This window comes from Psychrobacillus antarcticus (assembly GCF_029533155.1).
Lineage (GTDB): Bacteria > Bacillota > Bacilli > Bacillales_A > Planococcaceae > Psychrobacillus > Psychrobacillus antarcticus.
Window position 1 is genome coordinate 67,707 of record NZ_JAIZDB010000016.1, and the last position, 24,506, is coordinate 92,212.

A 24,506-nucleotide genomic window follows, 5' to 3' on the forward strand; every position below is an offset into this window, starting at 1 on the left:
CTTTCTTATAGATAATAAAATCTAAAATCAAATGTAATTAAAAAGGAACCACTCGCACCTGTTATAGTGAAGTCGTTCCAATCTGGTAATAGCGATATTAATTTTTTATTTGTTTGGCCAAAGATTGAAGCACCATTTTTAAGAGACCTCACACCATCTAATGTAATTGTGTCATTTACTGTGGAGGAACCGTTATATTGCCAAACATCACCAGTTGTATTGTTCGTTATTTTGAGATTAGTGGACGGTCCTTTAAATATTATTTTTAAGTCCCTTTTACGTGGATCTACTGGAACATCACCTGCGTTAAATATTTTAAAGGAAGAAGTTTGATGAACATACTTTGGTTCTTCCGTTTCTAAACCTTGTCCAGTCTGCCATTTTTCAATGTCGAAAGTAAGTTCATCTAATGTAGTACCGACTGATTCAGATAATCCACTAGAACAAAATAAGGGGATATCGACTTTAGATACTCTTCGACTTACTCTTTCTGGTTCCCAATCCTCAAAGTGAACTCTCCATCGTTTACCGGATAAGAACGATTCTCCAACATACATTTCCTCGCCAGTACCTAATAATCGAAATAAATCATCTCTTAATAGTAAAGAGTCTTTGTAATCTTTTCCTTTACTCATAAATTCAGCAACTAATTGACGTGGATTTAACTGCTTATCTAAAATGATTGTTCGACCATCATCTAGTGATTCTTTTATTGTGGTATATGACGGACCTGGTATATGGAGTTTGAGACCAAACAAGCCGATTGACTCCATATTGATTTTATTGCCATTTGCATCATATAGATTTAATCGACTTATCATCCTAGTCTCACCCCTCTCAACATAGCTGAAATGTTTGAATCATTGTATTGCATACCATTGATATATCCGACTTGATTTCGAGCGACTTCTTGACCGTCCAAATGGCTAATTACGTTGATAACTATTGGTCTATCATTCTTTGGAAGGACACCGGATCTATTATTTCTATTAACAGAAGCACCGTAACTTTGGTCGTCCACAGATGGAGTAGCAAACTGCGCTAATTTAGATGCAGTATTCTCAACCATTGCATTCATTTGTTCCATACCGATAATTAATCCTTCTCCGATATGTTTACCAATTCCCATTGTGACACGTGAAGGAGATTTAACTTGTAACGCTGATTTCATTGCAGCTTGAATGCTATTCGCAATGGATCTAGATTTTGCAATTAGTGCAGGTTCCATTGATGCAAGTCCTTCAAGTAGTCCTTTACCTGCATTCACACCAATTTGTTTAAGCGATAGCAATTCATCGTTAGAAGCTTTCGTAATAGACTTGATTTTATTAACCCACTCAACACGTAGCTTTTCTAATTCTGTATTAGCTGTGTTGCGAAGTTCAGTAATTCTTTCTTCTGTATCCTTTTTCATCCCAGACAATTCTTTCTCAGCTTGCGTTCGAGCAAGAGCAGTCTTATCTTTGTATAGATTAGAATAAATAGTTAGATGTTCATCTGTTAAAGAATTAAGCGCTAAGAGTTCTGGTAATGCTCTAGGACCCATTTCACGAAGTTCTTCAATTAATCCTGAGTCAACTCTTTTACCTGCAAACTTGTCCATTTCTGTTTGCCATGTTCTAAATCCTTCAACTTGGCTATTTAAATTCATTAGTAAATCGGAGCCTGACTTTTCAACTACATACGTAAACTCTTCAAATAATCCAGAAAATGAACGTAACGAATTTGCTCTGCTATCCACCATGGAGTTGTATTTATCTAGCAAATCTTGAACGGAGTTATTGTAATCATCATTAATTGATTTCATTTTGTCTGTATATTCTTTGTTTGTAGAAAGAATTTCGTTATCAATAGCCTTTAATGCTTTCTGATAAGACTTCTGTACTTCTACTTTTTCTTTGGTACCTTTTTTAAACGAGGAGATAGATGATTCCCAAATCTTCACTTCATCAATTAATGAAAGTTGCTCTGTTTGTTTCTTTTCTTCCACAAATAATTTAAGCGCATCTAGTCTTTCTTTACCTGTTTTCGAATTAATTTTAGTAACATCAGATGCCGCCCTTTCATTAATCTTTTTAACTTTTGTTGATGAATCTTGTTCTAAGCGTTGTATTTTTAAAATTTCTGCAGAAGTGAGTTTACGTTTTTTCTCCTTAGCAGTTTTATTTATTTGTTGTATATCTTCATTCACGCGTTTTTCAATTTTCTTCGCTTCTTCGTTTGCTTTTTTATTGATTGCCGTAACTTCGGTATTTGTTGTCTTAGTACCCTGTACAAGAATTTTGGTTACCTCTGACATTAATCCTTTAGAAACATTTTTTGATGCAGAAATTACACCGTTCAATTCACTAACAATTTTAAGTTCAATCGGTCTATTCAAAGAATTAATAACATTATCAGCCGCACCAATAGATCTTGCACCAGTAGCGTAACCAGGAGTACCATTTAATGAACCTATTATCTTTTTAGATTCATTGTGTGTGAATACTTCAAATCCTGCTGGTCTGTTATACATACCAAGATTAAGCATCTCCCATTTGTTGCCCATTCGACCAAGCTCGAAGCCTTCTTCACCTGCAATAAATCTACCACCTGGATGGAAGGTAGTCCCTTTTGCATAACCTGGTTCTTGAGGACCGTTCGTTCCGTTATAACGAATGTTTACGTTTTTAGTAATTGGTCTTCTTAGATTTTCGTCGAGCGTAGCCCAAAAGTTTTTAGGATTTTCAGAAATTACAACATCTTTATAAACCGTTTTTCCAGCTACATCATTTATTAATTGTAATTCACTCTTTGCATTTTTTAGTTTGCCGATTTGGGTATCAATAGTAGCGTTTTGTTCTTGATATTCGGCAGTCCCAATGACCTTTGCATCTAATAACTCTTTTAACTTACTTTTTTGCAATTCAAGTTTTGTCAACTCATCGCTAAGTTGAGCTCCTGATCTACCTCTTTCAGCAGTAATACCTACTTGCGCAAGAATTATTTCTTCATACTTAAATTTTGCTTCCTCAGTTGCCGCTATTTCTTTACGATTAATCTCAAGCAATTTATCACGTTCACCTAATTGTTTACCGTAGGTGATAATCATTTCTTCTGCACGTGACTTTTGCATGTTCTTTTCTTCTAATATTTCTTTTTCTCTTCTTATCTTGTTATCAAGATTTATTATTTCTTCAGCAGATGCACCATTCTTTTGTTCTTCGAGTTTCAGAATTTCTGATTCTTGTTTCCAAATTTCTGCTGAAAGTGTGCCGATTTGTTTTTTGGTTTCTTGTTGTAATACATTTTTTTCGTTTACTTCTGAAACCAATTGTTTCTGTTCTTTCAGTAGCGAATTTTCTTTTTCGATTGCTATAGTCAAAGTTTCGTAAGCGTCGCCTTGTAGTTCTTTAGCTTTCTCTGCGTTTAATTCTTTGAGTGCTATAGTGTTATTTGCATAGGCTTCACCCTGCAAGCTAATAGACTTAACAGTTTCCGGTGCACCATCAATAACTTTTTGATTAAGTCCTAAAAACTCGTCCATTTCCTCATTAGTAAGACTACTTTGCGCTAATAGTTTAGCTTGTTCATCTTTTAATGCAGCGACTTTATCAGGCGCATTAGTCATTTCTAATTCAGCGTTAATGTCCAAGAATCGAAGCATTTGTTCATTTGATAATTGATTTTTATATTGTAAAGCATCAAAGCTTTCAATTAATTCGTCATTCGCATCAATTTCTTTTTGCTTAGCTACTAACACTTCTACGTTAGTATCGTTAGATTCTTTATAAGCTAATGTTGCAGCTCCAATACCTGTTGCTAATAAAGCAATACCTGCTACAGTCCAACCAATAGGTCCTGCTAAAACAGTAAATGCACTACCTGCTACACCAATCGCTGTGGACATTGTGCCGACTGCCGTTATAATCGTACCAACGGAACTAATTAGTGTGCCGCCAATTACAAGCACTGGGCCAATAGCAGCCGCTACTCCTGCCATTACAAGAATATTTTTTTGCGCTTCAGGGGAAAGAGCGTTGAACTTATCTACCATTCCTTGAATATATTCTGCGCCTTTTCTTAGAGATGGTATTAATTTATTCCCAATCGTTATAGCAGCAGTTTCAATAGTTCCGCCTAATTCTTCAAGTGCTCCATTTAAGTTGTCCTTCATTTTAGCGGCAGTTTCAGCAGAAGCTCCACCACTATTTTTAAGCGCTAGTGTCATTTTATCAATCTCTGTTGGTCCTGCTTTAACAAGTGCGAGGAATCCACTAACTGCCTCTGTACCAACTAATTTTGCTAGAGTCGCTACCTTGTCTGCATCTGTCATATGTGCGGTAGATTTTGCTAAATCCCCAATCATTCCGGAAAGACTTTTTGCATTTCCTTCCGTATCGATAATAGAGAATCCGAGTTCTTTCATTATTTTTCTTTGTGCTTTTGCTGGGTTATTTAACGATAACAAGGAAGCACGTAATGCAGTACCTGCGTTTGAACCATCTAAGCCTGCATCTGTCATAATTCCAACTGCAGCTGCTACTTCTTCAAGTTGTATACCTAATGCCGCTGCTGGTGCTCCTGCGTATTTAAACGCTAATTGCATATCATCAATACCGGCTGCAGACATGTTCGCTGCCATCGCCAATACATCTGCTACTCTACTTGCTTCAGATGCTTCAAGACCCCATACATTTAAAGCGGCCGCTACTGTTTGTGCAGCTAAAGCTAAAGATTCACCAGATGCTTCAGATGCTGAAATTACACCAGGCATAGCGCCAATAATCTCCACTGCATTGAATCCCATAGCCGCCATATCTTCCATCGCAACGGCTACTTCACTTGCAGATTTAGAAGTATCAGCACCTAATTTTAATGCTGAAGAATTAAGTGCATCCATTTCTCCTGCAGTGGCTCCGGCTATTGCTCCAACTCTATCCATTTGTGCTTCAAAATCAGCTGCCATTTTAACAGATGCAGTACCTGCCGCAACGATTGGAGCCGTAATTGCCATGGACATTTTTTTACCAACACTAGTCATGCCGTCGCCAACAGCTTTCATTTTACCGCCGACTGCTTCCATACGTTCTCCTGCTTGAGTCCATGCGGATGATTGAATTCGCAATTCTTCTGTAACTTCATTCAATTCTGTGGTTAAGCGATTATATTGTGTTTGTGCTTCGTTTACACGTCTAGCTTGGCGTTCCAATGTTGCTTCATTCGCTGTTCCACTCGCTACCAGTTCATCATATTTACGACGTTCCTCGGTTAATTTAACTGATGAGGTAGCAACTGTTCGTGTTAATATTTCTTTTTTAGATGTTAAACCATCGATTGACTTCCCATAATCAGCACCTAATGCCTTTGCAGCTCTTAATTCAGAACCCATTGAACTAAGATGTCTATTCATCTGATTAATGGATCCATTGAAATTTGATGCATCCATGGAAAGGGAAACTGCTAAACTTCCAATTTCTGTTGTCATATTCTCACCGTCTTTCAGTCACTGTCCTATTTTTGAACACAAAAAATCACAGCCAAGATAATTCATCCGCTGTGATGTACTCTGTTTCGATCATGTGTAATTCGAGGCAAAATTTAATATCCATTTGATCTATTTCGTGGAGTTTATATCCGTCACGCATTCGTTCACGATACCAACCTTTTATCCATTCATAAGAGTCAAAATCAGTTACTTCCCCGTTTCGTTTCCCTCTTCGCCTTCATCAGCTTGATGTGTAGCTAAACCACCTAGACTTAACACTTCAGTGAAAATACGAGTAGGTTCAGTTTGAATTTGTGCGACACTTAATCCATTCCATGCGTCTTCAGAAGTAAACTGATTTCCAAAAGCAAATACAATAAAATCAATATACTCATCATAAGTTTCTACTTCTCCTATTTTTCCTGATTCGCGAATTTTCTTGTTTAATTCAAGCGCCTTCCGAAATACAATTCCTTCCACAAAGTCTTTCTTATATGTTTTTTCTTGGCCATCCACACGCAATACTATTTTCATGTATGATTCCTCATTTCGTTTATTGATAAATAAAAAAGAGAGGTACTAGACCCCTCTCGATTTATGGTGTTGGCGTAACTGTTGGTTTTTTAACAGTTGCAAAGAATGTAGTTGCAGTTTCTGTAACTCCTGGATCGTCAGTTCGTACAGTGTATTTCAAAGTTCCATCCTCAAGAGGGATAGCCTCTCCTGTAAAGCCTGATTGCTTGAATGCTGTTTCACCTTTTTTCTTCGTAGCATTCGATTCTTCCGATGGCTTGAATTTTGCTTTGTATAACCATACGAGTTTAGAACCGCTTTCAAATCCCACTGCTAAATAGTTTGGTTCATCATTCGAATTCATGATTAAACCTTTGTCGTCAGATAATTGGTGACCGTACCAATCAGATTGTACTTCTGTTGGTAGGTCGGCAACTTGTCCAGCGATAGTGATTGTATCCAGTTGAACCTCATTAGCAACTACTCGGTCACCTGCGTCGAATGTGCCTTCTGAAAAGTTAGGTGTTAATGTTAATTCAATTGGCATCGTGAGTGTTTTTACTTCACCATGTTCTTCAGTTGTTTCACTTGTCATAACTGCATAATGCAACGTTTTTAAACTTACCTTTTGTACTTTTTCTTGAATCGCCATATTTGTAATTCCTCCTAGTGATTTTTAATATTCATCAAAAAAAGCGAATCGCAACACTTTATTAAAGTGCGAATCGCCGTCTGTATATGGTGCATCGAATTCTGAAGTCCTTTGAAATCCAACTTGTTCTAATTTCTTGCGTATGTCCTCCACAAGCTGATGATAGTTGCCCTTTGACCACACATTTACTTGTATTAGTCTCTCGGTTTCTATTTCCTTGTCAGCCGCTTCTAATGCAGGATTTGACGTATACTCTAAAAAAGTTACATATTCAGAAGGTAAACCATTTGGTCCTGGTGGATATGATTGAAATGCAGATTTAACACCAATGCTTGTAAGTGTGGAAGAAACCAAATCAACTATATCTCTCATAGACCTAATGCTCCTTGAATTTCTTCAATTATTGCATTCATAGATTCTGATTTACTTTGTTCGTATCCTCTAGAGAAAAATGGATTAGGATTAATTTTCCCCCAAGTGACTTTCTTGCCACCCTTGGTTATTGTGGAACCTCCACTTCGTCCAAATTCAAGTATATGAGAGTGATAGGCTTTTCCTGTGTGGATGACAACCTCGCCATCTTTAGGACGTTTTAGCTTGATATTCTCCTTGATTACTCCATCAGAGCGACCACCAAAGTTTGCTTCAGCAATAATTGCAACTTGTGTAATTTTACCGGCTTTGTTTAATGCTTTGTTTTCTAGTTGCTCCGATATATTTAAGCTACTTAAGTTTTGAAGAGTCTCTTGTAATCCTGTTAATTGTAATTCCAATCAAAGCACCTCCCGAACAAGAATGGTGAAATACTCATCTCTTTCATCGTCATTGGTCATAGAGTCAATGTTATAATCTTGTCCTTTATGACGGATCCGCATGGTGTCATTTAAATCTTCTCTATAACGACATCCGAAAGTTTTCATATCTTGCATTTGAACAGCTGCAGCTTCAAATAATCGAGCGCCTTTTAATGTTTTAATTTCAGCCCACACAGTCACATGCTCTGACCATTCTTTGGATGGCCACCCATTTACTATTTCGCCTGGTGGTTTTAGAAAGGTTATCCGATGCCGTAAGTTCCCTGTATTAACTTTAGGTTTGTATTTAAATTTCTGCATTTACATCACCTTCTAATGCAATTTCATCCAAAGCTTTTGCGATTCCTAAACTATTAATCATGCTTAGAAAGTTATCATTGAAATATTCCAATGAGTCATTATAGGCATAACGAGAACGTTCAAAAACAAGCTCTTTAAACGTTTCGTCAGTTAGAATATCATAATCCCCACAAACTTTAATCAATGCTTGTAGGGACGATAAAAGGATACGTTTTAGGTTGTTATCTTCCTCATCCCCTAAACGCATCCTTTCTTTAAATTCTATTAAGATTTCGGATGTAATACTTTCCTTTGTGATGTTCATCTACATCACTCCTTGTTATTTGAATCTTTTACCTGTTTCTTAGCTGCAGGCTTGTTTACTTCTTCTATTTCCTTTGAATCTGCTTTGGCTTTTGCTTTTGCCTCTGCCTCTTCCTTAGCTTTTTGTTCGGCGATTGCGGTTTCTTCTGCCTCTCGCTTCGCTATTTCTTCATCTGTTTCCACTTTTTCAATGAAAACACGTTTATAAGACGAATGTTCTTTAGATAATTCGTCAATACGTTTTTCAGTAGGCTTATAATCACCTTTTGGATAGTCGTCACCTGCGTTATAAAGTGTATTGTTATCGAATTTATCTTTAAATTTATTTTTTACTTTGTATCCCATTTTCATCTACTCCTCTCAAATTTAAACCGTTGGTATTTCTGGTGTAAAGTCAATTTCTAGATCATAGACTAGTGCTGCCTTATTATCCTTTGGTTTACCATTTGCAAATTGTTTGATTGTGTAAAGCGTTGCATCTTCGATAGCCAATGTTTGATCAAATTTCTTCAACTTGTAACCACCTGCAATAGCAGCTAAGTAACGACCTTTTACAAAGAATACTGCTTTTCCTACTGGAATTTCTTCGGATTCAACAACTTGAATATTGTACGGAAGAGCCATAATCCATTGACCATTAGCAGTTTGAATAGTATTACGTGCTTGAACTCCGATTGCATCAATTGGATTTACTACCATAACAACTTTGTTTAATACTTTAAGAGATTTGCCATCAGCATCAGTTGATAAAGCTTTAACAACGCCGTAAAGTTCTCCAGCTACAATTGTTCCTTTGTCTGAAGGTTCGAAAGTTAATGTGCCAGACGATACTTTGTCAGTGACAGCACTCGTATCAGGATCAACATTTTTTAGTAATCCTACTGGTTCGTTTACCCCAGGACCTCTCCCGTTTACATAACCAAATTCCAATCCTACAGAATAGGATTCAACTAGAAGTGTACGTACAAAACGTTCAATCCAAACTGGACCAAGTTCTAACATATCGTTTGGAATAACTGCAAATGCAGTAAGTTTGAATTGGCTGATCGTTTCTTCACCAAATGCTGCATTAACTTGTCCTTTTATGTCACCGAATAATTTACCCCAAGCAAAAGTCTTAGTAGCATCCGAAGTAATAAAACGTGTAACTGCTCCTAGATCTTGTAGTCCGAGCGCTGCAAGTAAGGGATGTTCTGTAGTTAAATCCTCAAATACACGTTCTTGAGTAGTTACAGGAAGGATTGATTCATCAGTAAATCCACCTTCTAAAACTGCAGCATTAAAGAATTTTGTTTCTTCGGAAGTCAATACATTCTGACCACGTTGTTGAAGAATTGAACGGTCAAGCATCTCGTTATTTACTTCTTTAGTAATTGCTGAAGCTACCTCTGTTTGGAGTGCATCGAAATAATTTTCGTATGCTTCAGTTGTTTCTTTTTCTGTTACATTTTCCTTTGATAGCACCGCTGTTAATGCAATTTTTGCATTTTGAAATTTTTCTGATTTGTTGAATTTAATTGTCATTGTTTAATTCCTCCATTTTTGTGTAATTAAAAAAGCCTTACTGCTCTGTTTTGTTTAACAGGAGTTGGCTTTTCGGGTTCTTTATTTTTAATTTGATCTAGTTCATTTTGAATCGCTTGCATTTGTGATTTTAAATTAGTAATTTCTTCATTGTCTTCCACAGTTGATGATGTGGAAGTGGCAAATCCGATTTCTAAAGCATCGTTCGCACTAAACCAAGTTTCAGCATTGACCATATCGCGAATTTCTTCACGGGTAATATTTGCCTTTGTCATGTAAATATCAATAATGCCGTCTTCCAGTTTTTCTAGCAATTCAGCTTCTTTTCTAAAGTCGCCTTTATTACCCCAGACAATAGTAGATGCTTCGTGAATCATTAACATGGCACCTGCTCCCATAATTAATTCGTCCGCTGCCATAGCAATGACGGATGCCGCTGAACACGCCCAACCATCGACATGAATAGTAACTTTGCCTTTATGGTCGTTTAACCGATTGTAAATGGCAATACCATCAAAAGCCGAACCACCGGGACTGTTAAGACGAACGATTAAATCATTGTCACCTGCATTTTTTAGAGCATTGTCTACATCTACTGCAGAAGTAGAATCCCACCACCACGAATCACCTATATCACCGTATATTGTCAGTTCTGAAACTCCATTTTCAACATCGTGATTTACTGCAAAGTTATGCGGAATGCTTGATAAATCTTTATTATGTTGTTGATTTTTGAAGCCGAATTTACGTTTCACTGTCACTATTTTCACCCCCTTTAAGTGCTTCTGAACTTTCTTGATAGTTCTTCGTTATTACATATTTATCTAACAATGGATCGTCAACCCTTTCAAAACCTAATTCACTTCTTAATTCATTACCAGTGAACATCCCGGATGCGCGAAGCTTATCGACTGCAGTGGCCAAGTCAAAAATATTTTGATAGGAAGCTTTTCTAATCTCGATACATTTCCCTGAAAGGTATTCTTTTTGATCAAAAAACTTCACATTAGCTTCGTCTTTTATTTTTTTTAACAAAGGAGCAATAGTGAAAAACATATAGTTCTTCGTCTGTTTTTCTACATCTGCCATATCACCACGCAAAAGACTGACAGGAATACCGAGGGCAAATGCAATTTGATCTAAAAATCCGTTTGACACTTTATTAATTTCATCAACGCTTTGTCCAGATAATCCATTAGCTGATACTTCTTCGTATTTAATCCCTTTTTGTTGAGGAACGATAGCGACATCTTTTGTATCGATAGCTTTGTACATATTATTGATAAACTCTTGTAGTTTCGCTTGTTGCTCTGTTGTTTTCGCTGAAATCATATCCATATCAACAGTTCCACGAATTTGATTCTTTCGTTTTTGAGATGCTAATACTCTTCCAAAAAGTTCTCCATAATCCACGAACAAACTATCAATCAATGGTCCTAACTTTTCATTGCTATAACGTAAATGAATTACATCCTCTTGTTTAAATGTTCTTTTGAACTCGAAACCTTTCACAACCACATTTGAAAATATATCATCATATACCGCATATTCGGTATGTGTGAAATCATCAGCAATTAGCAAGTCGCCCTCATCCGATTGAATAATTAAACATTCGTTTTCATAAATGAGCTTTTGAATAAACGTTTGCCAAAATGTACTTGCAGTCTGATTTTTATTTGGCCTTATGTTTAAGCGGTAATACAATTCATCTTTAACGAACGTATCACCATTTTTCACTCTAAACTCTGATTGACTAATAGTGCGTCCAATAAAAGAAACACATGTATCTATCGCAAGTTTTTTCATATGAACTCGATTAGAAGTTTGTTGAAATAACTCTGCATCAAACATAAAGCCTAACTCACTGTTACGTTTAAAAATTACATCTAAGAATCCCAAATTTTATCACCCCCTTTAGAAATCAATATCACCGATGAAGAAACTGCTGACTTCCACAATCTCGTCTGCTCTGTATAGTCCATGTACAAAAGCTTGGAAGCCATCTGTTTTACGGCGTATCGGTTCTTTTTTCAAATACTCCTTGTTGCCATCTTTTTTAATTGATACAAGGACATTGTTTGTGTACCAATTCATTAAGGGATTATCTCCCCATATAATTTTTCTGTTTGCAAATGCCATCTCAATACGTGGAGCTAATAAACTGTGGATGGCTTTTGGATTCCTCACCACTTCTACTTCAAATCCTTCAGCTTCAAAGAGAGGTCTCAATGATTCCATTCGGAAATTATCAGCAATGATTTTTTTGATATTATATAATTCACGCATCTGCACAAACCATTGCACAATTGCATTCGGGTCTATTGTTTCCGCATCAATAACAGTAAGAAGACCATCTTCTTCCCATTTACCGATAGGTGCAAATTTTTTCTTCCCAGCCATTTCAGAATCATGCTTTTTCGAATAACTATAGAACTTATCAACAAATTCTTTACGGGCGTATGAATGCGTTTTGAAAATATAATCACCATTATCCCTAAATAACAATCCGCATGCTGCAAAGTCACGAATAGATGCATAATCTAGACAGCCGATACATTCACGACCAATTAAATCATCTTCTGGTATAGGTCGATTAGTAGCGATAATTTCTTCCCATTTAGCTACTGATTTTTCTAAATCAGTTATCGGCAAATTCATACGTTTAGTCATAAACTCTTCACGATTGGAAGGGTCGTCCTCTAAGTCATCGTATTCCTCTTGAATGGTATCGAATAAACCTTGAGCATAGCCACTAAGAGGTTCGCATAACATAGGGTTCGATTTTTCCCAATTCGATGCATCGTCAATTTCTGATTCATCATCTAATTTACATATGAAGGGGAATAAAGCATTTGTTCTCGCTTCTCCACGTAAAACCTTTATTGCCTTTTCTTTCATCTTGTCTAAGAATCCATCACGTACATATCCGTCTGTACCTATATAAAATTCTCGTGGATTTGGCTTTTTACCTAAACCAGAAATATGTACTCGCACATCTTTATTACTTTCGAATTGATGAGTCTCATCGAAGACAACGCAACCATCACGCAAACCATCTTTCGTTTCACCATTCGATGTACGGAATTTTAAAACGGATTCTGTTTTCTTATTTGTAATTTTTTCTTTCGTTCGTGCGAACATCGCTTTTAAGGTGCTATTTCGACCGATTACGCCGTATGTTTCATCAAATGAGGTCTTTGCCTGCTCTTCACTATTCGCAACGATAGAGACGTTATATTCACGTATTCCATGAAGAGGACTAATTAGGAAATGAGTAATCACGGAAATCAAACCGTTCTTACCAGCTCCACGACCAATCATCCAGAAATGTTTTCTATAAAACACACGATCGTTCTTAGTGAAAAATAAAAAGACGAATGCTATCAAGAACTTTTGGAAAGGCTGCAGTGGAAAATACCACTTTTCACCAAACTTAATACAGTTCTCAATCATTTCGTCATTGAAATACAAATCATTCCGATTCAATACATGGTCTTGCAAATATTCAATCAGCTGGATCCGCTCTTTATTTAGTTTTATCTTTCCAGATTTATAAAGCTGAATATATTCATCTACATACTTATTACTAATCAACTAAATCAGCATCCGTAAATTCTTCTTTTTCTTCCACAGTTGACGCAGTAGGGGAAGGGGCATCTCCTTCACTTGTAAAGTTGAACGTTTTTTCCAATGCAATCAACTGTGTATTAATTTTCATTTTTTCGGTCATGGCCGGATGCGTTTTAATAAACCGCTGGGTGCCGTTTTCTATAGTAATAGTTGCTCCGTCTTTTTTTATTGCAGCATCACAAGCTATGTCCAATTTAATTAACTGGATATACCGTTTAATCTTTTTCACTTCAATCAAATCATCTTGATCTATTCGACTCATTAATTGGAGTTCTAATTTTCTAATTGTCAAATTACCCCTCCCCCCTCTCGCGTGAATCGTGTTTTACTCTAAAAATCTGGACAGAACAGACTCCAACCGGTGTAGGGCCAAAAGTTTTTCTTCAAAATAATTTGAGGGGGGGTAATAAATTTATTTTTTTAATTTTTATTTTCATAATCCTTACCACCTCTCGTCAGATTCCCATTTGTTTATCTTCTTTTCGAATGAACGATCATGTTCTTTGTTATGACAATCAACGCAAACTGTTTCAAGATTGTCAGTGTCGAGTGCAAGCTTTGGATGATGCTCGAGTTCTTTAATGTGATGGACCACGAGTTTGATTTTCTTTCGCTTTGCTTTCTCGCTGTATTCATTGGTATCAACGGAAACTTTACCGTTACGCTTACACTCCTGGCATTCGTTGTTGTCACGTTGTTTAATGTGTTTGGATAACTTTCTCCATGCATAACTGTTATAGAACTTTGCTTTTTGTTCTATTGATTTGTATTCAGACAATGTTAATCACTATCCTTGGATTGCTTTGGCAGTTCATGATTAATACTTTGACAATCTTCATTATGTTCTTTGGCTAAGTAGTTCCTTCCGCAATATTTACAGAACAAATGTCCAGACGTTTCGTCATATACATATAACTCTTCTGTCATTCTTCATCCCTCCACACAATCCTATTTACTATTCAAGTGATAGCTCACAGATAATGGATCACTTCCTTTCTTGATTAGACATAATAAACATCAATGCTTGAGATGGAGAAGAACCACAATAGTTATTACACTCTGCTTTGATACAACCTTCTGCACCACCTAATGACATTTCTAATAAAGAAAAGAACCTGTGAATGGATTTGAACATAGACCTCACCACCTTTTATGCATAATAAAAAGCCACACCCGATTGGATGTGACCTCTATCTATTAAAAATAGTAAAGATATCTTCTTTCATTTATACAAAATGAAATTGTGTTCCAGGATTAGTATAAATCATCAATTGATTCTACATTAATAATATATTTTTCATAGAACTTTTTAATCATTTTGTTATGCCCATGTAATTGTATTAATTCACTTGAACGCAAACTAGTATACTCGTGGGTACTAATTGAAATTAAATATTCTGCAACGTCATAAGTGTTGTTTATAATTTCGATAAGTTTCTTTACGTAATCTTGCAAGTTAGGGTATTGATCTGGCATGTGCTCTAGGTGAGTTTTTCTTAGAGTCTCTTGTTTGGGCATATCATCTAATTTCCCATGAGCATATTTATTACGCCAATCCATAACATCTTTTAACTTTTGGTGAATATGTGTACCTTTAAAGTTTTCTTGATTTAATACTGCCAATGCAATTTCTAATTTCTGAACAGAACTCATTCTATCAATGGCATTTACAATAGATTCATTTATGTTGAATACTAAAAATTGATTCACCTGGTCTTCTAAATGAATGGCGCACATCAACATTATTAAATCACAAGTATTTTTTGATCTAGATGAATATGAAGGTGCCGGAATCTTTAATAGATAGTTATTTAATTCTTCATTTTCCTGAATGTCTATATTCCACGTTTCAATCTTTTGCTCCCGAGTCAGCTTACCTTCTTTATTTAATACCCATTTACTCATATAATGGAATAACTCATCCACTAACTGATTTGATGCAAGAATAGAACCATTACTTCTCCAAAATGGACCTTCATAAGAAACACTATTCATCTCTTTCATCTCCCTCCACTTTAATCATAATGTGATTGGAAATGTTTGTCACTAACCGAATCTCTTCTCGAAATAATTTGTTCTATCTATCATATCGATAATAATCTCTATAAGCATTTTGGCTTCATCTGTAAAATAATATTTATGGACATATCCGTCATCATCTGTCGGTATAGCAATTATTTCTTTATAATGTTCCTCGGGTATATCATGTATAGAAGTATTAGGATCTACAAGATACGTTATTACACTCTTCATAGCTTCTGTAAGTTGATACTTATCCATATCGTTTACTTTCATTATCCATCACTATCCCTTCGAATTAGATAATGAATATCATAACATAAAATAGAACATTCGTTTCTTTTTAATAATGCTATTTCATAATTTAGGGATAATGACTAATTTCTATTTACTATTAATTAATCAACATCCTCCCTAGCAAAGTTCATTTGCTAGTAAGTTTTCTTTAATGTTTTCTTTAATGTTTTCTTTAGGATGAACGCTCTAATGAAGGAACTCAGTTCACTGTACGCTAATTAGCGACATCACTGTACTCTAATTAGCGACACTACTGTATGCTAATTAGCGACAAAGAAGGTGTACTCTAATTAGCGACAACCTACTAGATCTTAGTAAATAAAATAAACAAAAAAAGAATCGACCAAGGTTTCCCCTCGTCGATTTTGTGATATAAATTATAATTTTTGTCGGTTCTTTATACTCTTACTATAAACGGTTTATACAATAGAATCATTCAGTTCATTTTGATTTAATGAAGATGAAATTAAATTCAATCAATAGTAGATGTCAGTTCGTCTAAATAACCTACAAGCTTCATCAACATGGCATGTTTGTTATATATGGTCCCTTTGCTATACCCAACTTCATCCGCTATTTCATCAAATGTTTTCCCTTCGATATATCTACCGTATAAAATCTTTGTATCTACTAAATTAAATTTCTGAACCATCCGCTTAATGTCAATTAAGTCATTCATTTTGTGAGCAAGATTAAATTCTAAAGAAAAAATTATTTCTTCCAATTGCGCTCCATTACTTTCAGCGGATAACTTGACTCCCATTAAGTCGCCACCTGTCCACCGCCCTAACTCACGTTTTGAACGGGCTATCGAATTTTCTAACTCGATAATATCTATTTCAATTCTTCGATAGTCTTTCAGCCATTCATACATATACCGCACCTACCTTTTCAAAAAAATACCCTGGAATCAACCAGGGCAACAATATTAATCTAGTAGATCGTCTCCATGATCTTCTTCTTTATCTGCAAAGAGAGACTCTTCCTTTTCTTCTCCGTTGTCTTCCTCTTCATCTGCAAAATGGATCTCTTCTTTTTCATCCACTTCATTTATTTCTTCCATATTGATTTGGCCATCCGGCACTTCGACAGTCCCATCGTTGTTAATGTTGTATTCAATGCCTTCACCTTGTTCTTCAAATTCTTCAAGGGATATTTGAGATGCTTCGAGAAACAACGTCACATTTCTTCCGGCAAACGGATAAAGTTTAATCACCTTTTTATCACTATCTCCACGAACATTAAATTTCAATGTAGTTTTTTTGCTATCGCGTTGGATTGACTTGAATTCTACTGGTAGTTTACCAGCTTCACTGGATTTCACTTCTAGTATTGCAATACTTCCTGCAAGTTGCACAAGATCATCTGAATAATCTAGTTCATCACCTTGCACGTGAAACTCCAGTACTTCTTTTTTATCATCCTTTTGGATTTTCTTGAATAATACGGTTAATTCGATTTTTGACATGTTTATTCGCTCCCTTTAATGTTTTTATTTTGCCTTCTTTTTCTTCACAGGTGGATTATTGATAGCTGCCAATACTTCTGATTGGTAGTTTGTAAATTCGTTTGTTAAAATATTTGCATCAAAAGTTTTTAACCCTTTTGCGATTTGTGCCAATATATACGCATCTCGTACATTATCGCTAGAATGCTCGAATCTCCAGTGTCTGAACAATGGTAGAATCATATCTTCTTTTTTGGTGTTTCCTTTGCCTGTAGCGAACTTCTTTACTTGGCTAGGTGATACTTCAATATATTTAAAGCCACGTCTTGCAAGCATCATTCTTATGCCCCAACCGATACCACCTAGCTGAATGCCTTGTTGAGTAGCAAATCCGAATCCTTCAATGACAATAATGTCTTCTTTTTGAATATGTGCTGCTATATCGTCAATCATCGTAATCATGCGAACAGGATCCTTTGAACCAACGCCTGTTAATTCTTTTGCTTTTAAAACTTGGCCATCTTCATCAAGAGCAACAAACCCCGTTTTGGTTGATGGATCTAATCCTATGAATCTCACATTATCCCTCCTTCAGGAACTGTATGGCCGAACGGTGCAATATCAATTTGGATGATTACAACTTGCACATACTTTTTCATCATTAACTAATTCTGCTTGTTCGCACACTTTGCAAATATCTAATGTTGCCATGCTCATTCTCCTTTAATCTCATAGTTTGGTCGAAATGTTCAGCGTATTATTTCGGAAAAACATCAATTTCTACTGGAATATCATATTTCCATACATCGTTAACACTACTGCCTTTAATAGCCTCGTTAAGAAGTTTTTGAATTTGCTGGATTACTTCGGTTGAAATGTGTTTTAAAGCTTGTTCTCCCCAATCTTCGTACATATCGTCCTCTTGATCTTCAACGTACTGAGTGACCATCGACAAAGCACAAGGTTCCCATTTTATTCTATTCACTGTGTACCATTCACCAGCTAAATGATGCTCCTCATTCAATTCTAAGATTTCACGTTTTACTTGCTCTACCGTCATTACAGAGTGTGATTCTTCCAATGAAATTTCTACGTCATCATTTAATTGGGATAACTTCAAATTCTCCATATTCATTCTCCTTTTTAATTAATTTGTAGTACTATTTATATAGTGAATATTATTAGGTGGTGAGTGTATTGAATTTATTTGAAAATGTTGATATAAACGCAACCCAATATATAGGGCCAATCATTGTATTGATAATTACTATGTCAATAATAGCGTTTCTTTGTAGAGTAATATCAAAGTCATGGTCCAAAGAATTTGCAAACTATCTTTTCGGTTTTGGAATTATAGCTAGTTTCTTAATTTGGGCGTTTCCTATGAATATGGGTTTCTACGAATTTTTCAAATAATGTTAAGGGAGTTTTAAATGACTCCTTTAATTCGTTTTATGTGTCTACTGTTTTTCAAGCTCAATAAACTTTTGCTTCCAACCCATAAACAATAATTTGAATTCATTCATGCCTATGTCACGACCTTTTGCTATAAACTGTTGAATGACTTTACCTTTTTGAACATAGTCAGCTGGATCGTGCCATAAAAACTCAACGACATCTGCATCTTGTTCAATTGAAGATGATTCCTTTAGATGAGATAACTGTGGCTTTTTAAAATTGTCACTATCTCTTGTCATTTGACTAAGCATCATAAAGCAACAGTTCATATCACGAGCAATATTCTTGGCGGTTGATGTTACTTTTCCGATTGCTTGGGCCCTTGTGCCATTTCTCGTTTCGGGTATATTCATGATTTGTAAGTAATCAACCGCAATCATTGCCAACTGTCCATGGCGCCGCTTGAATCGTCTTGCCGTCGCCCTTACCTCTTCAATTGTGACCCCGCTAGAATCTTGAACATAGATTGGAAGTTTTTCCAAATCCTTAAATGCAAGTTCAACCATTCCCAATTCTTCTGCATTTAATTCTTTGTTTTTTATACGGCCGTAAGCTATTCCTGTTCTACTTGAGATCATCCGATCAAATAACTGGTTCTTGTCCATTTCCTGTGAGAAAACAAGTACGGGTCCACTTTCCGCTACACCCATCACTCTCTGTAAGAGCATTGCGGTTTTACCAACACTTGGACGTCCAGCACTAACGAATAACCAACCTCGCCACAATCCATGAGCCCATTCATCATATTTTTTAAATCCAGTGGGCACGAATTCCGCCCCCTTTAATAGATGATCGAAATAGCTCTGGCGTGATTCTGTCAAACTCTGCATTTTCCCATCGTCTTGGGGTCTAACCTCTGAAATAAGTTTTTCAATTTCCGAAAAATATTCTTCGTCAGATTCAAAGTCTTCATGCAACATATCAGCTATTTTATGACCCACATCAGCCCCACGTCTGCGAATCGCTTTAGAGCGCACAATTTGAGCATATGAAACCACTCGTGTAGTTGAAGGTACGGAATTAGCTATTTCACTTAAATAAGAGATGCTTACTTCATCCATTCGATTATGCTGTATATAGAGTTCTGCGACAGTTACAATATCAACAGGCTTATTACGATCACTCAACCACTTCATGACTTTATAAATTTGTTGGTGCCGGGCACTTAGGAAGTCTCTTGTTTCCAAAAAAGAGATATCGTCTAAAACGTTAGAATCTAAGAAAACAGCTCCTAATACAGATTGCTCAGCTTCAATCTCATAATCATTTGCTCCAATCGAATTCATCCGGATCATTCCCTTCAGAAATCCACTTTTGTAACGCTATTTCTTTATCACGAGGATCATGATATGGTTTCTGTTTTGGTGGTCCAGGTTTCTTTTCAGCATTCATTTTAATTGCTAGTTCCATAAATTTTTCACGCAATTTCTTTGCAGATAATACATTAGTTCTCCAGAAAGAATCTTCTGTAACCCAATCCATGACCTCTTTTACTAAATGCTTGTCTAACTCATCTACTTCAATAAGTTTTCGCATATCGTCAGCCCAGGTCTGCATATTTGATTTTTTAATTAGATGGGATATACCAGCATCATTTGCAACCTTTTCAACTCTTCCGAAGAAGTAAACGGCCATTTTGTAGTAAGTGTTTTCTTCGTCATATTTGAGCTTTTTAATCTTGTTAGTTGGCACCGGAATTTCTGGGACAACCTCTTTTGTTGGCGCTTGCTCATCCCACTCTTTGTGATTTTTATTAAATCCCATTACTCTCGCTCCTTTTGAACCAATCCCAATGACCGTAATTATGTTCCTATCAATCAATGCACTTAGTTCTCTATTTATTTGAGTTCTATTAGCATCAATTACTTTAGCTAAAAAGCTAGTAGACATTTCGTTAGCTTTTCGTTGAAAGCCGTAAGTATATCTCCAGATAGCCATCACCAAACGGAACTGAGTGCCATTGAGATTGGTCTTCATCATTTGTTCAAAGATTTCATTGGCAATCCGTGTGTGACCATTATTTAGTTGTGGATTTGCCATTTGGCATCATTCCTGTTCAATTTTTCATTTCGTTGTGTATGAACGTTGTGATTTCTTTTGAAAATTTCTCTATGTCTTCCTGTTCGCTTGAACAATGATATTCTTGGTTAAGCCATTTATCGATATGAACTGCAACAGCTGAAGAAACTTTTTGGATTTTGTTAGTTTCTATCTGTCTTTTCAGTTCCGTATTTTCAATAAGCAATTTCACGGCTATATTTGCTAAATTCGCTACATGTTCATTGTTTGATAGCATTTAAACTACCTCCAATTCATAGTGTTCACCTTCGACATAACCTGTCTTCAGTAGCTCTCTTTTTGTAGTCATTTTCGCAAGAGCTGCCATGTTGTTGTGACTACTTAAATGCACCAGGTATATTTTCTCGCCATTACCACGAACTAGCTTTGTAAGAGCTTCAGCTGTTTGCTGGTTACTTAGATGGCCAATGTGTGAAACTATTCGAGCCTTAACACTGTTTGGATAATTTGAAGCTTCTACCATTCGTGGTTCGTGATTGCTTTCGATGATATAAACATCCGAATTCTTCATTGTATTAAGCATTGTCGAATCTACATGGCCCGTATCTAAACAGATAGAAACTTGACTTGCCTTTAATTCATCATTTGTTCTTATTACATATCCTTTTGGACTATGTGAATCGTGGTGAACGTCAAATGGAATGATTATAAACCCGGGGCAACCAAAGATGCCTCCGATACCAATTTCACGAACTAGTTCATCCTCCACGCCTATAATGGATTTCCATTCTCCTTCACCGGCATAAACAGGAATATTATATTTATTGGCAAGTGTCAGACCTTTAATATGATCCCCATGCGCATGTGTGATAAAAATAGCTTCAATGTTGTTAGGCATTATGCCGACTTCCAAAAGTCGCTTTTCTATCTTCGTTTTTGCTATCCCTGCATCTATTAAAATTGTTTTCTCACCACTAGTAATTGCTATACAGTTACCACTGGACCCACTGGCCAAGATGTCCACTTTCATAACGATTCCTCTATCAGTTCTGGATGCTCGTATACGTTACCTATATCAGTTCCGAATAAATTTACTGATGAAAGTAATTGTTCTGCCAACAAATCATCACACTTAGCATAAAAAGCACCCTGCTTGTTAATCACTTCCCATAAGAAATTTTCATCATCTTTGATTAAATCAGCGTTGTATATTTGATTTCCCTTTATGTCTATGAGACCTGTGTATTGCCCAATAGATTCCTGGTCTACCTGGTGATAAACAAGTGATGATATTCCGTCTCCACCTATTGTATTGACCATCATTACAATGAAAGATGAAAAGTTACTGTTAAGTAATTTTCCATAAACCCATTCGCCAGTCATTAAATCTAAACCACGAAACTTAACCTCTCTCACTTAGCATTCACTCCTTTTCTTCACTAACCCAGCACTCACCAAGTTATCTAAATAACGCAATTGTTGAGCGTGGTAGTGAACACATTGGCTATCACTTAATCGACTTTTAACGTCCTGAAGAACCGATATTGGAAAGTCATGATTACTAACAAGTATATTAATATGTTCTGCAACTTCATCATGAGACATCTAAGCATCCTCCTATTAGAAGTTTCATAGTTTTAGTCAAGCGAATCATCATTAGTTTGTTCTTGATGGATTTGCAACATCTCAATATTCATATCAAGCAACTCAATTAGGCCTACCATTTCAGCTTCAGTTGCTGTTTTCGGGTTTACATCCGGAGCATTAACAAGCAGCCATTCTGAAGCATCTTTGTTGCTTTTAATTCCTAACTGCTTAAATTTTGTGTTTATTTCATCACGCAAAAGATCTGCTTGGGATTTTTCTTCTTGTTTCGGCTCTTCGATTACTTCTTGTTTTGGAGTTATATCTTTTCGTTCACGGTATTCTGGAATCTTTGGGTCTTCATTATGAGAGATCGTTTCATCATCAAATGAAAGTCCGTATTGTTTTTTTAATGCTCTTTGCTGCACGTGTTTTCCGAACATGTCGCTTGTCCACTTATTCCAGTTGTCTTTGTTTTGTCCTGTGAACATATGAGCAACTTCGTCGATATCTGCGATTACGGTTACTGGAGGATAACCTTCACGACGAGCAATGGAGTATGCTCCGATAATTCTTCCTCTTGGAAATCCAATTTCATGCAAAGTTACTTCCATGGTTCCAGTTTCTTTATTCATAGCAATTTTAAATTCATCATTTTCATGAACCATTTGAGTATCAGGAGCTTGAAAGCCTTCTTGCTCACGTGCTTTCGACAAATATGCTTCAGCAGCAAACTGAATACGTGCTGTACTTCCGTACTTGATAAAGAAAATTTCATTTTTGAATGGATCCAACCCGTATGATGCAGCCTTATGCGCAAAGAGTAAAAACTCCTGATCGTTAGCTGTTGGCGCGACTGAATTACGCATAACCTCGATTACTGCAGGTGCAAATGCTTCTGTGATTTCTGGTGTTAATGATGGTAGTTGACTCTTTGTCATTTATTTTTCCTCGCTTTCGATTGTTAGTTCTTGTCCCGCTACAACACGACTTAAAATTAATTGGCCGTTTGGTTCTTTAAACTTCGTAATAGATTCAGCATTATCTACAAAACAAGGAGCAATGATCTCACTTTGTTGAGAAAGTACGTCTCTTAATTCAAGTCCTGCTCTGATAGATTCTGAAAGTGATAATTTACGATAATCCTTGCCATCCATCTGAATTTCAAATGTCGGCTTCATTTCCCCAGTTGTTTTCACAGTTTCAAAGAGTTTAATCGACAGATTCTCGAATAAGCCCTGTACTTTTTCAGCCTGCAATTCAGCTTCTTTAGCGTGGAAATCTTTAATAGCATCAATAATGAAAATGGAATTGTTAAGTGAATTAAGTGTTTCTTTTTCACTTGTCTCTGCAGAATTAACCTGTTCTTCCAAAGTTTTGATCTGTTTGTACTTAGAAATTTCGTATTCGATAGGATTAATCTTTTCTTGAAGCGCTCTTGCTTTTTCAAGTTGCTCCGACACATCCACAGATTCAAGTTTATTAAGTTCTTCTTCCAGTGCTTTACGTTTGTTCACGACATCTTGGAACTTTTCTTTGACTTGTCCTACACGTTGTTCTTTTTCAGTTTTTACAGCCTCAATTGACTCATCTTTAAGTGGTTGTTTACAGACACGACATGTGTCCTGTAGTTCTTCTGCCTTTAATGATTCATATTGCTTTTTGATATATTCACGATCTTGCATCATCGCATTAATTTGGGTCTGCAACATATTAATTCTGTGATTAGTGGTTTGCGCCTTATCTGTTACTTCTTCAATAGCATTTCGTTCTTTTACAAATTGACTTAATTCCGCTTGTAAGGACTCTAATGGCACAGTTGGAGATTGTTGTTCCAGTTGTTCCTTTAATGTCTTAGTACGGCTTTGTGCTGCTATATACTGCTTATCTAGCTTGGTCTTGTTTGCGCGGTGAATCTTTTCCAAATCATCTAAAGAATGCTTTTTAACCAATACAGATAATTTGTCTGCTTGTAGTTTCGGCAACCCTTTAAACACTTCTTTATTAACTGGTGCTGTTATATACTGCAAAACCATGCTGCGTTGTTTTTCCCAATGTAAAGTAAAAAAGTAAGTGGGAATGAACAGCGATAAAAACAAATCTTTGTCGAATAACTGATCTAATATTTCATTGAATTCTGTTGCTTTAGAAGGAACTTCGTTGATGTAGTACTTTGCTTTACCTTTTTTCAATTCACGGCCAAGAAGTAAGTCTTTGTCATCCACATTAAGTAATAGTGAAACCAATGTTTCATCTGCTTCGTAGGTAACTGGTGTCGGATCTAATTTGCTACCAAGGGTATCTGTGCCGTATAATAGCCATGAAATAGATTCACCAAGGGATGATTTTCCTTGAGCATTGTCACCAAGGATATCCGTTCTCTCGCCAAAGTTAACTTTGATATCCTGGTGACTTTTGAAATTCTTTATTACCAACTCTTTAAATTTAATTTGCAATTTCAATTCAATCCTTTCTTTA

At 36.2% G+C, this 24,506-nt stretch carries 31 protein-coding genes; all 31 read right to left on the reverse strand.

The annotated features are described in order from the left end of the window. Positions 1-5: 5 nt before the first annotated feature. Positions 6-821, reverse strand: a complete 816-nt coding sequence (locus tag LDK52_RS10095) for a phage tail domain-containing protein (protein ID WP_277585837.1) — start codon at positions 819-821, stop codon at positions 6-8. Next, positions 818-5,467 carry a phage tail tape measure protein gene (locus LDK52_RS10100; protein WP_277585838.1) on the reverse strand — a complete coding sequence of 1,550 codons (4,650 nt, stop codon included), beginning with the start codon at positions 5,465-5,467 and terminating at the stop codon, positions 818-820. Before LDK52_RS10100 ends, LDK52_RS10095 begins: the two co-directional genes overlap by 4 nt. A 207-nt stretch (positions 5,468-5,674) precedes the next feature. Then, positions 5,675-6,001 carry a phage tail assembly chaperone G gene (gene gpG / locus LDK52_RS10105; protein ID WP_277585839.1) on the reverse strand — a complete coding sequence of 109 codons (327 nt, stop codon included), beginning with the start codon at positions 5,999-6,001 and terminating at the stop codon, positions 5,675-5,677. 61 nt (positions 6,002-6,062) lie between these two features. After that, complete coding sequence (locus tag LDK52_RS10110) at positions 6,063-6,632, reverse strand: major tail protein (protein WP_277585840.1); 570 nt, start codon at positions 6,630-6,632, stop codon at positions 6,063-6,065. A 24-nt stretch (positions 6,633-6,656) separates the two neighbouring features. Next, on the reverse strand, positions 6,657-7,004 hold the full coding sequence (locus LDK52_RS10115) for a hypothetical protein (protein ID WP_277585841.1): 348 nt from the start codon (positions 7,002-7,004) through the stop codon (positions 6,657-6,659). Continuing rightward, complete coding sequence (locus LDK52_RS10120) at positions 7,001-7,405, reverse strand: HK97-gp10 family putative phage morphogenesis protein (RefSeq protein WP_277585842.1); 405 nt, start codon at positions 7,403-7,405, stop codon at positions 7,001-7,003. Before LDK52_RS10120 ends, LDK52_RS10115 begins: the two co-directional genes overlap by 4 nt. Further along, positions 7,406-7,747, reverse strand: coding sequence for a phage head closure protein (locus LDK52_RS10125; protein ID WP_277585843.1), 342 nt, complete (start codon positions 7,745-7,747; stop codon positions 7,406-7,408). It abuts the gene before it with no gap. After that, positions 7,734-8,051, reverse strand: coding sequence for a hypothetical protein (locus tag LDK52_RS10130; RefSeq protein ID WP_277585844.1), 318 nt, complete (start codon positions 8,049-8,051; stop codon positions 7,734-7,736). Before LDK52_RS10130 ends, LDK52_RS10125 begins: the two co-directional genes overlap by 14 nt. 5 nt (positions 8,052-8,056) lie before the next feature. Continuing rightward, on the reverse strand, positions 8,057-8,395 hold the full coding sequence (locus LDK52_RS10135; protein WP_277585845.1) for a Rho termination protein: 339 nt from the start codon (positions 8,393-8,395) through the stop codon (positions 8,057-8,059). 21 nt (positions 8,396-8,416) lie between these two features. Next, a complete protein-coding gene (locus LDK52_RS10140) occupies positions 8,417-9,574 on the reverse strand; it encodes a phage major capsid protein (RefSeq protein WP_277585846.1) in 1,158 nt (385 codons plus the stop codon). A gap of 26 nt (positions 9,575-9,600) precedes the next feature. Further along, on the reverse strand, positions 9,601-10,338 hold the full coding sequence (locus LDK52_RS10145) for a head maturation protease, ClpP-related (protein ID WP_277585883.1): 738 nt from the start codon (positions 10,336-10,338) through the stop codon (positions 9,601-9,603). Then, positions 10,319-11,425 carry a phage portal protein gene (locus LDK52_RS10150; RefSeq protein WP_277585884.1) on the reverse strand — a complete coding sequence of 369 codons (1,107 nt, stop codon included), beginning with the start codon at positions 11,423-11,425 and terminating at the stop codon, positions 10,319-10,321. Before LDK52_RS10150 ends, LDK52_RS10145 begins: the two co-directional genes overlap by 20 nt. Before the next feature lie 63 nt (positions 11,426-11,488). Next, positions 11,489-13,168, reverse strand: a complete 1,680-nt coding sequence (locus LDK52_RS10155; protein WP_277585847.1) for a terminase TerL endonuclease subunit — start codon at positions 13,166-13,168, stop codon at positions 11,489-11,491. Further along, the gene (locus LDK52_RS10160; protein WP_277585848.1) at positions 13,161-13,496 is read right to left on the reverse strand and encodes a P27 family phage terminase small subunit; all 336 of its coding nucleotides are present in this window, start codon (positions 13,494-13,496) and stop codon (positions 13,161-13,163) included. The genes LDK52_RS10155 and LDK52_RS10160 overlap by 8 nt, the downstream gene beginning before the upstream one ends. Before the next feature lie 150 nt (positions 13,497-13,646). Beyond that, positions 13,647-13,982: an HNH endonuclease gene (locus LDK52_RS10165; RefSeq protein ID WP_277585849.1), complete on the reverse strand. Its 336-nt coding sequence runs from the start codon at positions 13,980-13,982 to the stop codon at positions 13,647-13,649. Between the two features lie 2 nt (positions 13,983-13,984). Next, positions 13,985-14,131 (reverse strand): hypothetical protein, encoded by a 147-nt coding sequence (locus tag LDK52_RS10170; protein WP_277585850.1) that lies wholly within the window; start codon positions 14,129-14,131, stop codon positions 13,985-13,987. Positions 14,132-14,189: 58 nt separating this feature from the next. Continuing rightward, positions 14,190-14,339 (reverse strand): hypothetical protein, encoded by a 150-nt coding sequence (locus tag LDK52_RS10175; RefSeq protein ID WP_277585851.1) that lies wholly within the window; start codon positions 14,337-14,339, stop codon positions 14,190-14,192. Between the two features lie 119 nt (positions 14,340-14,458). Next, the gene (locus LDK52_RS10180) at positions 14,459-15,208 is read right to left on the reverse strand and encodes a hypothetical protein (protein WP_277585852.1); all 750 of its coding nucleotides are present in this window, start codon (positions 15,206-15,208) and stop codon (positions 14,459-14,461) included. Between the two features lie 42 nt (positions 15,209-15,250). Further along, on the reverse strand, positions 15,251-15,499 hold the full coding sequence (locus tag LDK52_RS10185) for a hypothetical protein (protein ID WP_277585853.1): 249 nt from the start codon (positions 15,497-15,499) through the stop codon (positions 15,251-15,253). A 493-nt stretch (positions 15,500-15,992) separates the two neighbouring features. After that, positions 15,993-16,394, reverse strand: a complete 402-nt coding sequence (locus LDK52_RS10190; RefSeq protein WP_277585854.1) for a hypothetical protein — start codon at positions 16,392-16,394, stop codon at positions 15,993-15,995. 54 nt (positions 16,395-16,448) lie between these two features. Beyond that, on the reverse strand, positions 16,449-16,988 hold the full coding sequence (locus tag LDK52_RS10195) for a hypothetical protein (RefSeq protein WP_320415360.1): 540 nt from the start codon (positions 16,986-16,988) through the stop codon (positions 16,449-16,451). A gap of 24 nt (positions 16,989-17,012) precedes the next feature. Beyond that, the gene (locus tag LDK52_RS10200; protein ID WP_277585855.1) at positions 17,013-17,546 is read right to left on the reverse strand and encodes a RuvC family protein; all 534 of its coding nucleotides are present in this window, start codon (positions 17,544-17,546) and stop codon (positions 17,013-17,015) included. Positions 17,547-17,724: 178 nt separating this feature from the next. Further along, the gene (locus LDK52_RS10205) at positions 17,725-18,096 is read right to left on the reverse strand and encodes a hypothetical protein (RefSeq protein WP_277585856.1); all 372 of its coding nucleotides are present in this window, start codon (positions 18,094-18,096) and stop codon (positions 17,725-17,727) included. Positions 18,097-18,427: 331 nt separating this feature from the next. Then, a complete protein-coding gene (locus LDK52_RS10210) occupies positions 18,428-19,711 on the reverse strand; it encodes a replicative DNA helicase (RefSeq protein ID WP_277585857.1) in 1,284 nt (427 codons plus the stop codon). Beyond that, positions 19,689-20,465, reverse strand: coding sequence for a replication protein (locus tag LDK52_RS10215; RefSeq protein ID WP_277585858.1), 777 nt, complete (start codon positions 20,463-20,465; stop codon positions 19,689-19,691). The genes LDK52_RS10210 and LDK52_RS10215 overlap by 23 nt, the downstream gene beginning before the upstream one ends. Before the next feature lie 16 nt (positions 20,466-20,481). Further along, the gene (locus LDK52_RS10220; RefSeq protein ID WP_277585859.1) at positions 20,482-20,721 is read right to left on the reverse strand and encodes a hypothetical protein; all 240 of its coding nucleotides are present in this window, start codon (positions 20,719-20,721) and stop codon (positions 20,482-20,484) included. Further along, positions 20,722-21,474 (reverse strand): MBL fold metallo-hydrolase, encoded by a 753-nt coding sequence (locus LDK52_RS10225; protein WP_277585860.1) that lies wholly within the window; start codon positions 21,472-21,474, stop codon positions 20,722-20,724. Then, positions 21,471-21,860 carry a YopX family protein gene (locus tag LDK52_RS10230; RefSeq protein WP_277585861.1) on the reverse strand — a complete coding sequence of 130 codons (390 nt, stop codon included), beginning with the start codon at positions 21,858-21,860 and terminating at the stop codon, positions 21,471-21,473. The genes LDK52_RS10225 and LDK52_RS10230 overlap by 4 nt, the downstream gene beginning before the upstream one ends. Beyond that, positions 21,861-22,049 carry a DUF6877 family protein gene (locus LDK52_RS10235; protein ID WP_277585862.1) on the reverse strand — a complete coding sequence of 63 codons (189 nt, stop codon included), beginning with the start codon at positions 22,047-22,049 and terminating at the stop codon, positions 21,861-21,863. A 32-nt stretch (positions 22,050-22,081) separates the two neighbouring features. After that, complete coding sequence (locus tag LDK52_RS10240) at positions 22,082-22,969, reverse strand: RecT family recombinase (protein ID WP_277585863.1); 888 nt, start codon at positions 22,967-22,969, stop codon at positions 22,082-22,084. Continuing rightward, positions 22,970-24,484 (reverse strand): ATPase, encoded by a 1,515-nt coding sequence (locus LDK52_RS10245; RefSeq protein ID WP_277585864.1) that lies wholly within the window; start codon positions 24,482-24,484, stop codon positions 22,970-22,972. Between the last annotated feature and the right edge of the window lie 22 nt (positions 24,485-24,506).

Bases quoted from the DNA above. Each gene is read 5' to 3' on its own strand.
- LDK52_RS10095 (WP_277585837.1), bottom strand. From the start codon at position 821: ATGATAAGTCGATTAAATCTATATGATGCAAATGGCAATAAAATCAAT.
- LDK52_RS10100 (WP_277585838.1), bottom strand. From the start codon at position 5,467: ATGACAACAGAAATTGGAAGTTTAGCAGTTTCCCTTTCCATGGATGCA.
- gpG (WP_277585839.1), bottom strand. From the start codon at position 6,001: ATGAAAATAGTATTGCGTGTGGATGGCCAAGAAAAAACATATAAGAAA.
- LDK52_RS10110 (WP_277585840.1), bottom strand. From the start codon at position 6,632: ATGGCGATTCAAGAAAAAGTACAAAAGGTAAGTTTAAAAACGTTGCAT.
- LDK52_RS10115 (WP_277585841.1), bottom strand. From the start codon at position 7,004: ATGAGAGATATAGTTGATTTGGTTTCTTCCACACTTACAAGCATTGGT.
- LDK52_RS10125 (WP_277585843.1), bottom strand. From the start codon at position 7,747: ATGCAGAAATTTAAATACAAACCTAAAGTTAATACAGGGAACTTACGG.
- LDK52_RS10130 (WP_277585844.1), bottom strand. From the start codon at position 8,051: ATGAACATCACAAAGGAAAGTATTACATCCGAAATCTTAATAGAATTT.
- LDK52_RS10135 (WP_277585845.1), bottom strand. From the start codon at position 8,395: ATGGGATACAAAGTAAAAAATAAATTTAAAGATAAATTCGATAACAAT.
- LDK52_RS10140 (WP_277585846.1), bottom strand. From the start codon at position 9,574: ATGACAATTAAATTCAACAAATCAGAAAAATTTCAAAATGCAAAAATT.
- LDK52_RS10150 (WP_277585884.1), bottom strand. From the start codon at position 11,425: ATGTTTGATGCAGAGTTATTTCAACAAACTTCTAATCGAGTTCATATG.
- LDK52_RS10170 (WP_277585850.1), bottom strand. From the start codon at position 14,131: ATGACAGAAGAGTTATATGTATATGACGAAACGTCTGGACATTTGTTC.
- LDK52_RS10175 (WP_277585851.1), bottom strand. From the start codon at position 14,339: ATGTTCAAATCCATTCACAGGTTCTTTTCTTTATTAGAAATGTCATTA.
- LDK52_RS10180 (WP_277585852.1), bottom strand. From the start codon at position 15,208: ATGAAAGAGATGAATAGTGTTTCTTATGAAGGTCCATTTTGGAGAAGT.
- LDK52_RS10185 (WP_277585853.1), bottom strand. From the start codon at position 15,499: ATGAAAGTAAACGATATGGATAAGTATCAACTTACAGAAGCTATGAAG.
- LDK52_RS10190 (WP_277585854.1), bottom strand. From the start codon at position 16,394: ATGTATGAATGGCTGAAAGACTATCGAAGAATTGAAATAGATATTATC.
- LDK52_RS10195 (WP_320415360.1), bottom strand. From the start codon at position 16,988: ATGTCAAAAATCGAATTAACCGTATTATTCAAGAAAATCCAAAAGGAT.
- LDK52_RS10205 (WP_277585856.1), bottom strand. From the start codon at position 18,096: ATGGAGAATTTGAAGTTATCCCAATTAAATGATGACGTAGAAATTTCA.
- LDK52_RS10210 (WP_277585857.1), bottom strand. From the start codon at position 19,711: ATGAATTCGATTGGAGCAAATGATTATGAGATTGAAGCTGAGCAATCT.
- LDK52_RS10215 (WP_277585858.1), bottom strand. From the start codon at position 20,465: ATGGCAAATCCACAACTAAATAATGGTCACACACGGATTGCCAATGAA.
- LDK52_RS10220 (WP_277585859.1), bottom strand. From the start codon at position 20,721: ATGCTATCAAACAATGAACATGTAGCGAATTTAGCAAATATAGCCGTG.
- LDK52_RS10225 (WP_277585860.1), bottom strand. From the start codon at position 21,474: ATGAAAGTGGACATCTTGGCCAGTGGGTCCAGTGGTAACTGTATAGCA.
- LDK52_RS10235 (WP_277585862.1), bottom strand. From the start codon at position 22,049: ATGTCTCATGATGAAGTTGCAGAACATATTAATATACTTGTTAGTAAT.
- LDK52_RS10240 (WP_277585863.1), bottom strand. From the start codon at position 22,969: ATGACAAAGAGTCAACTACCATCATTAACACCAGAAATCACAGAAGCA.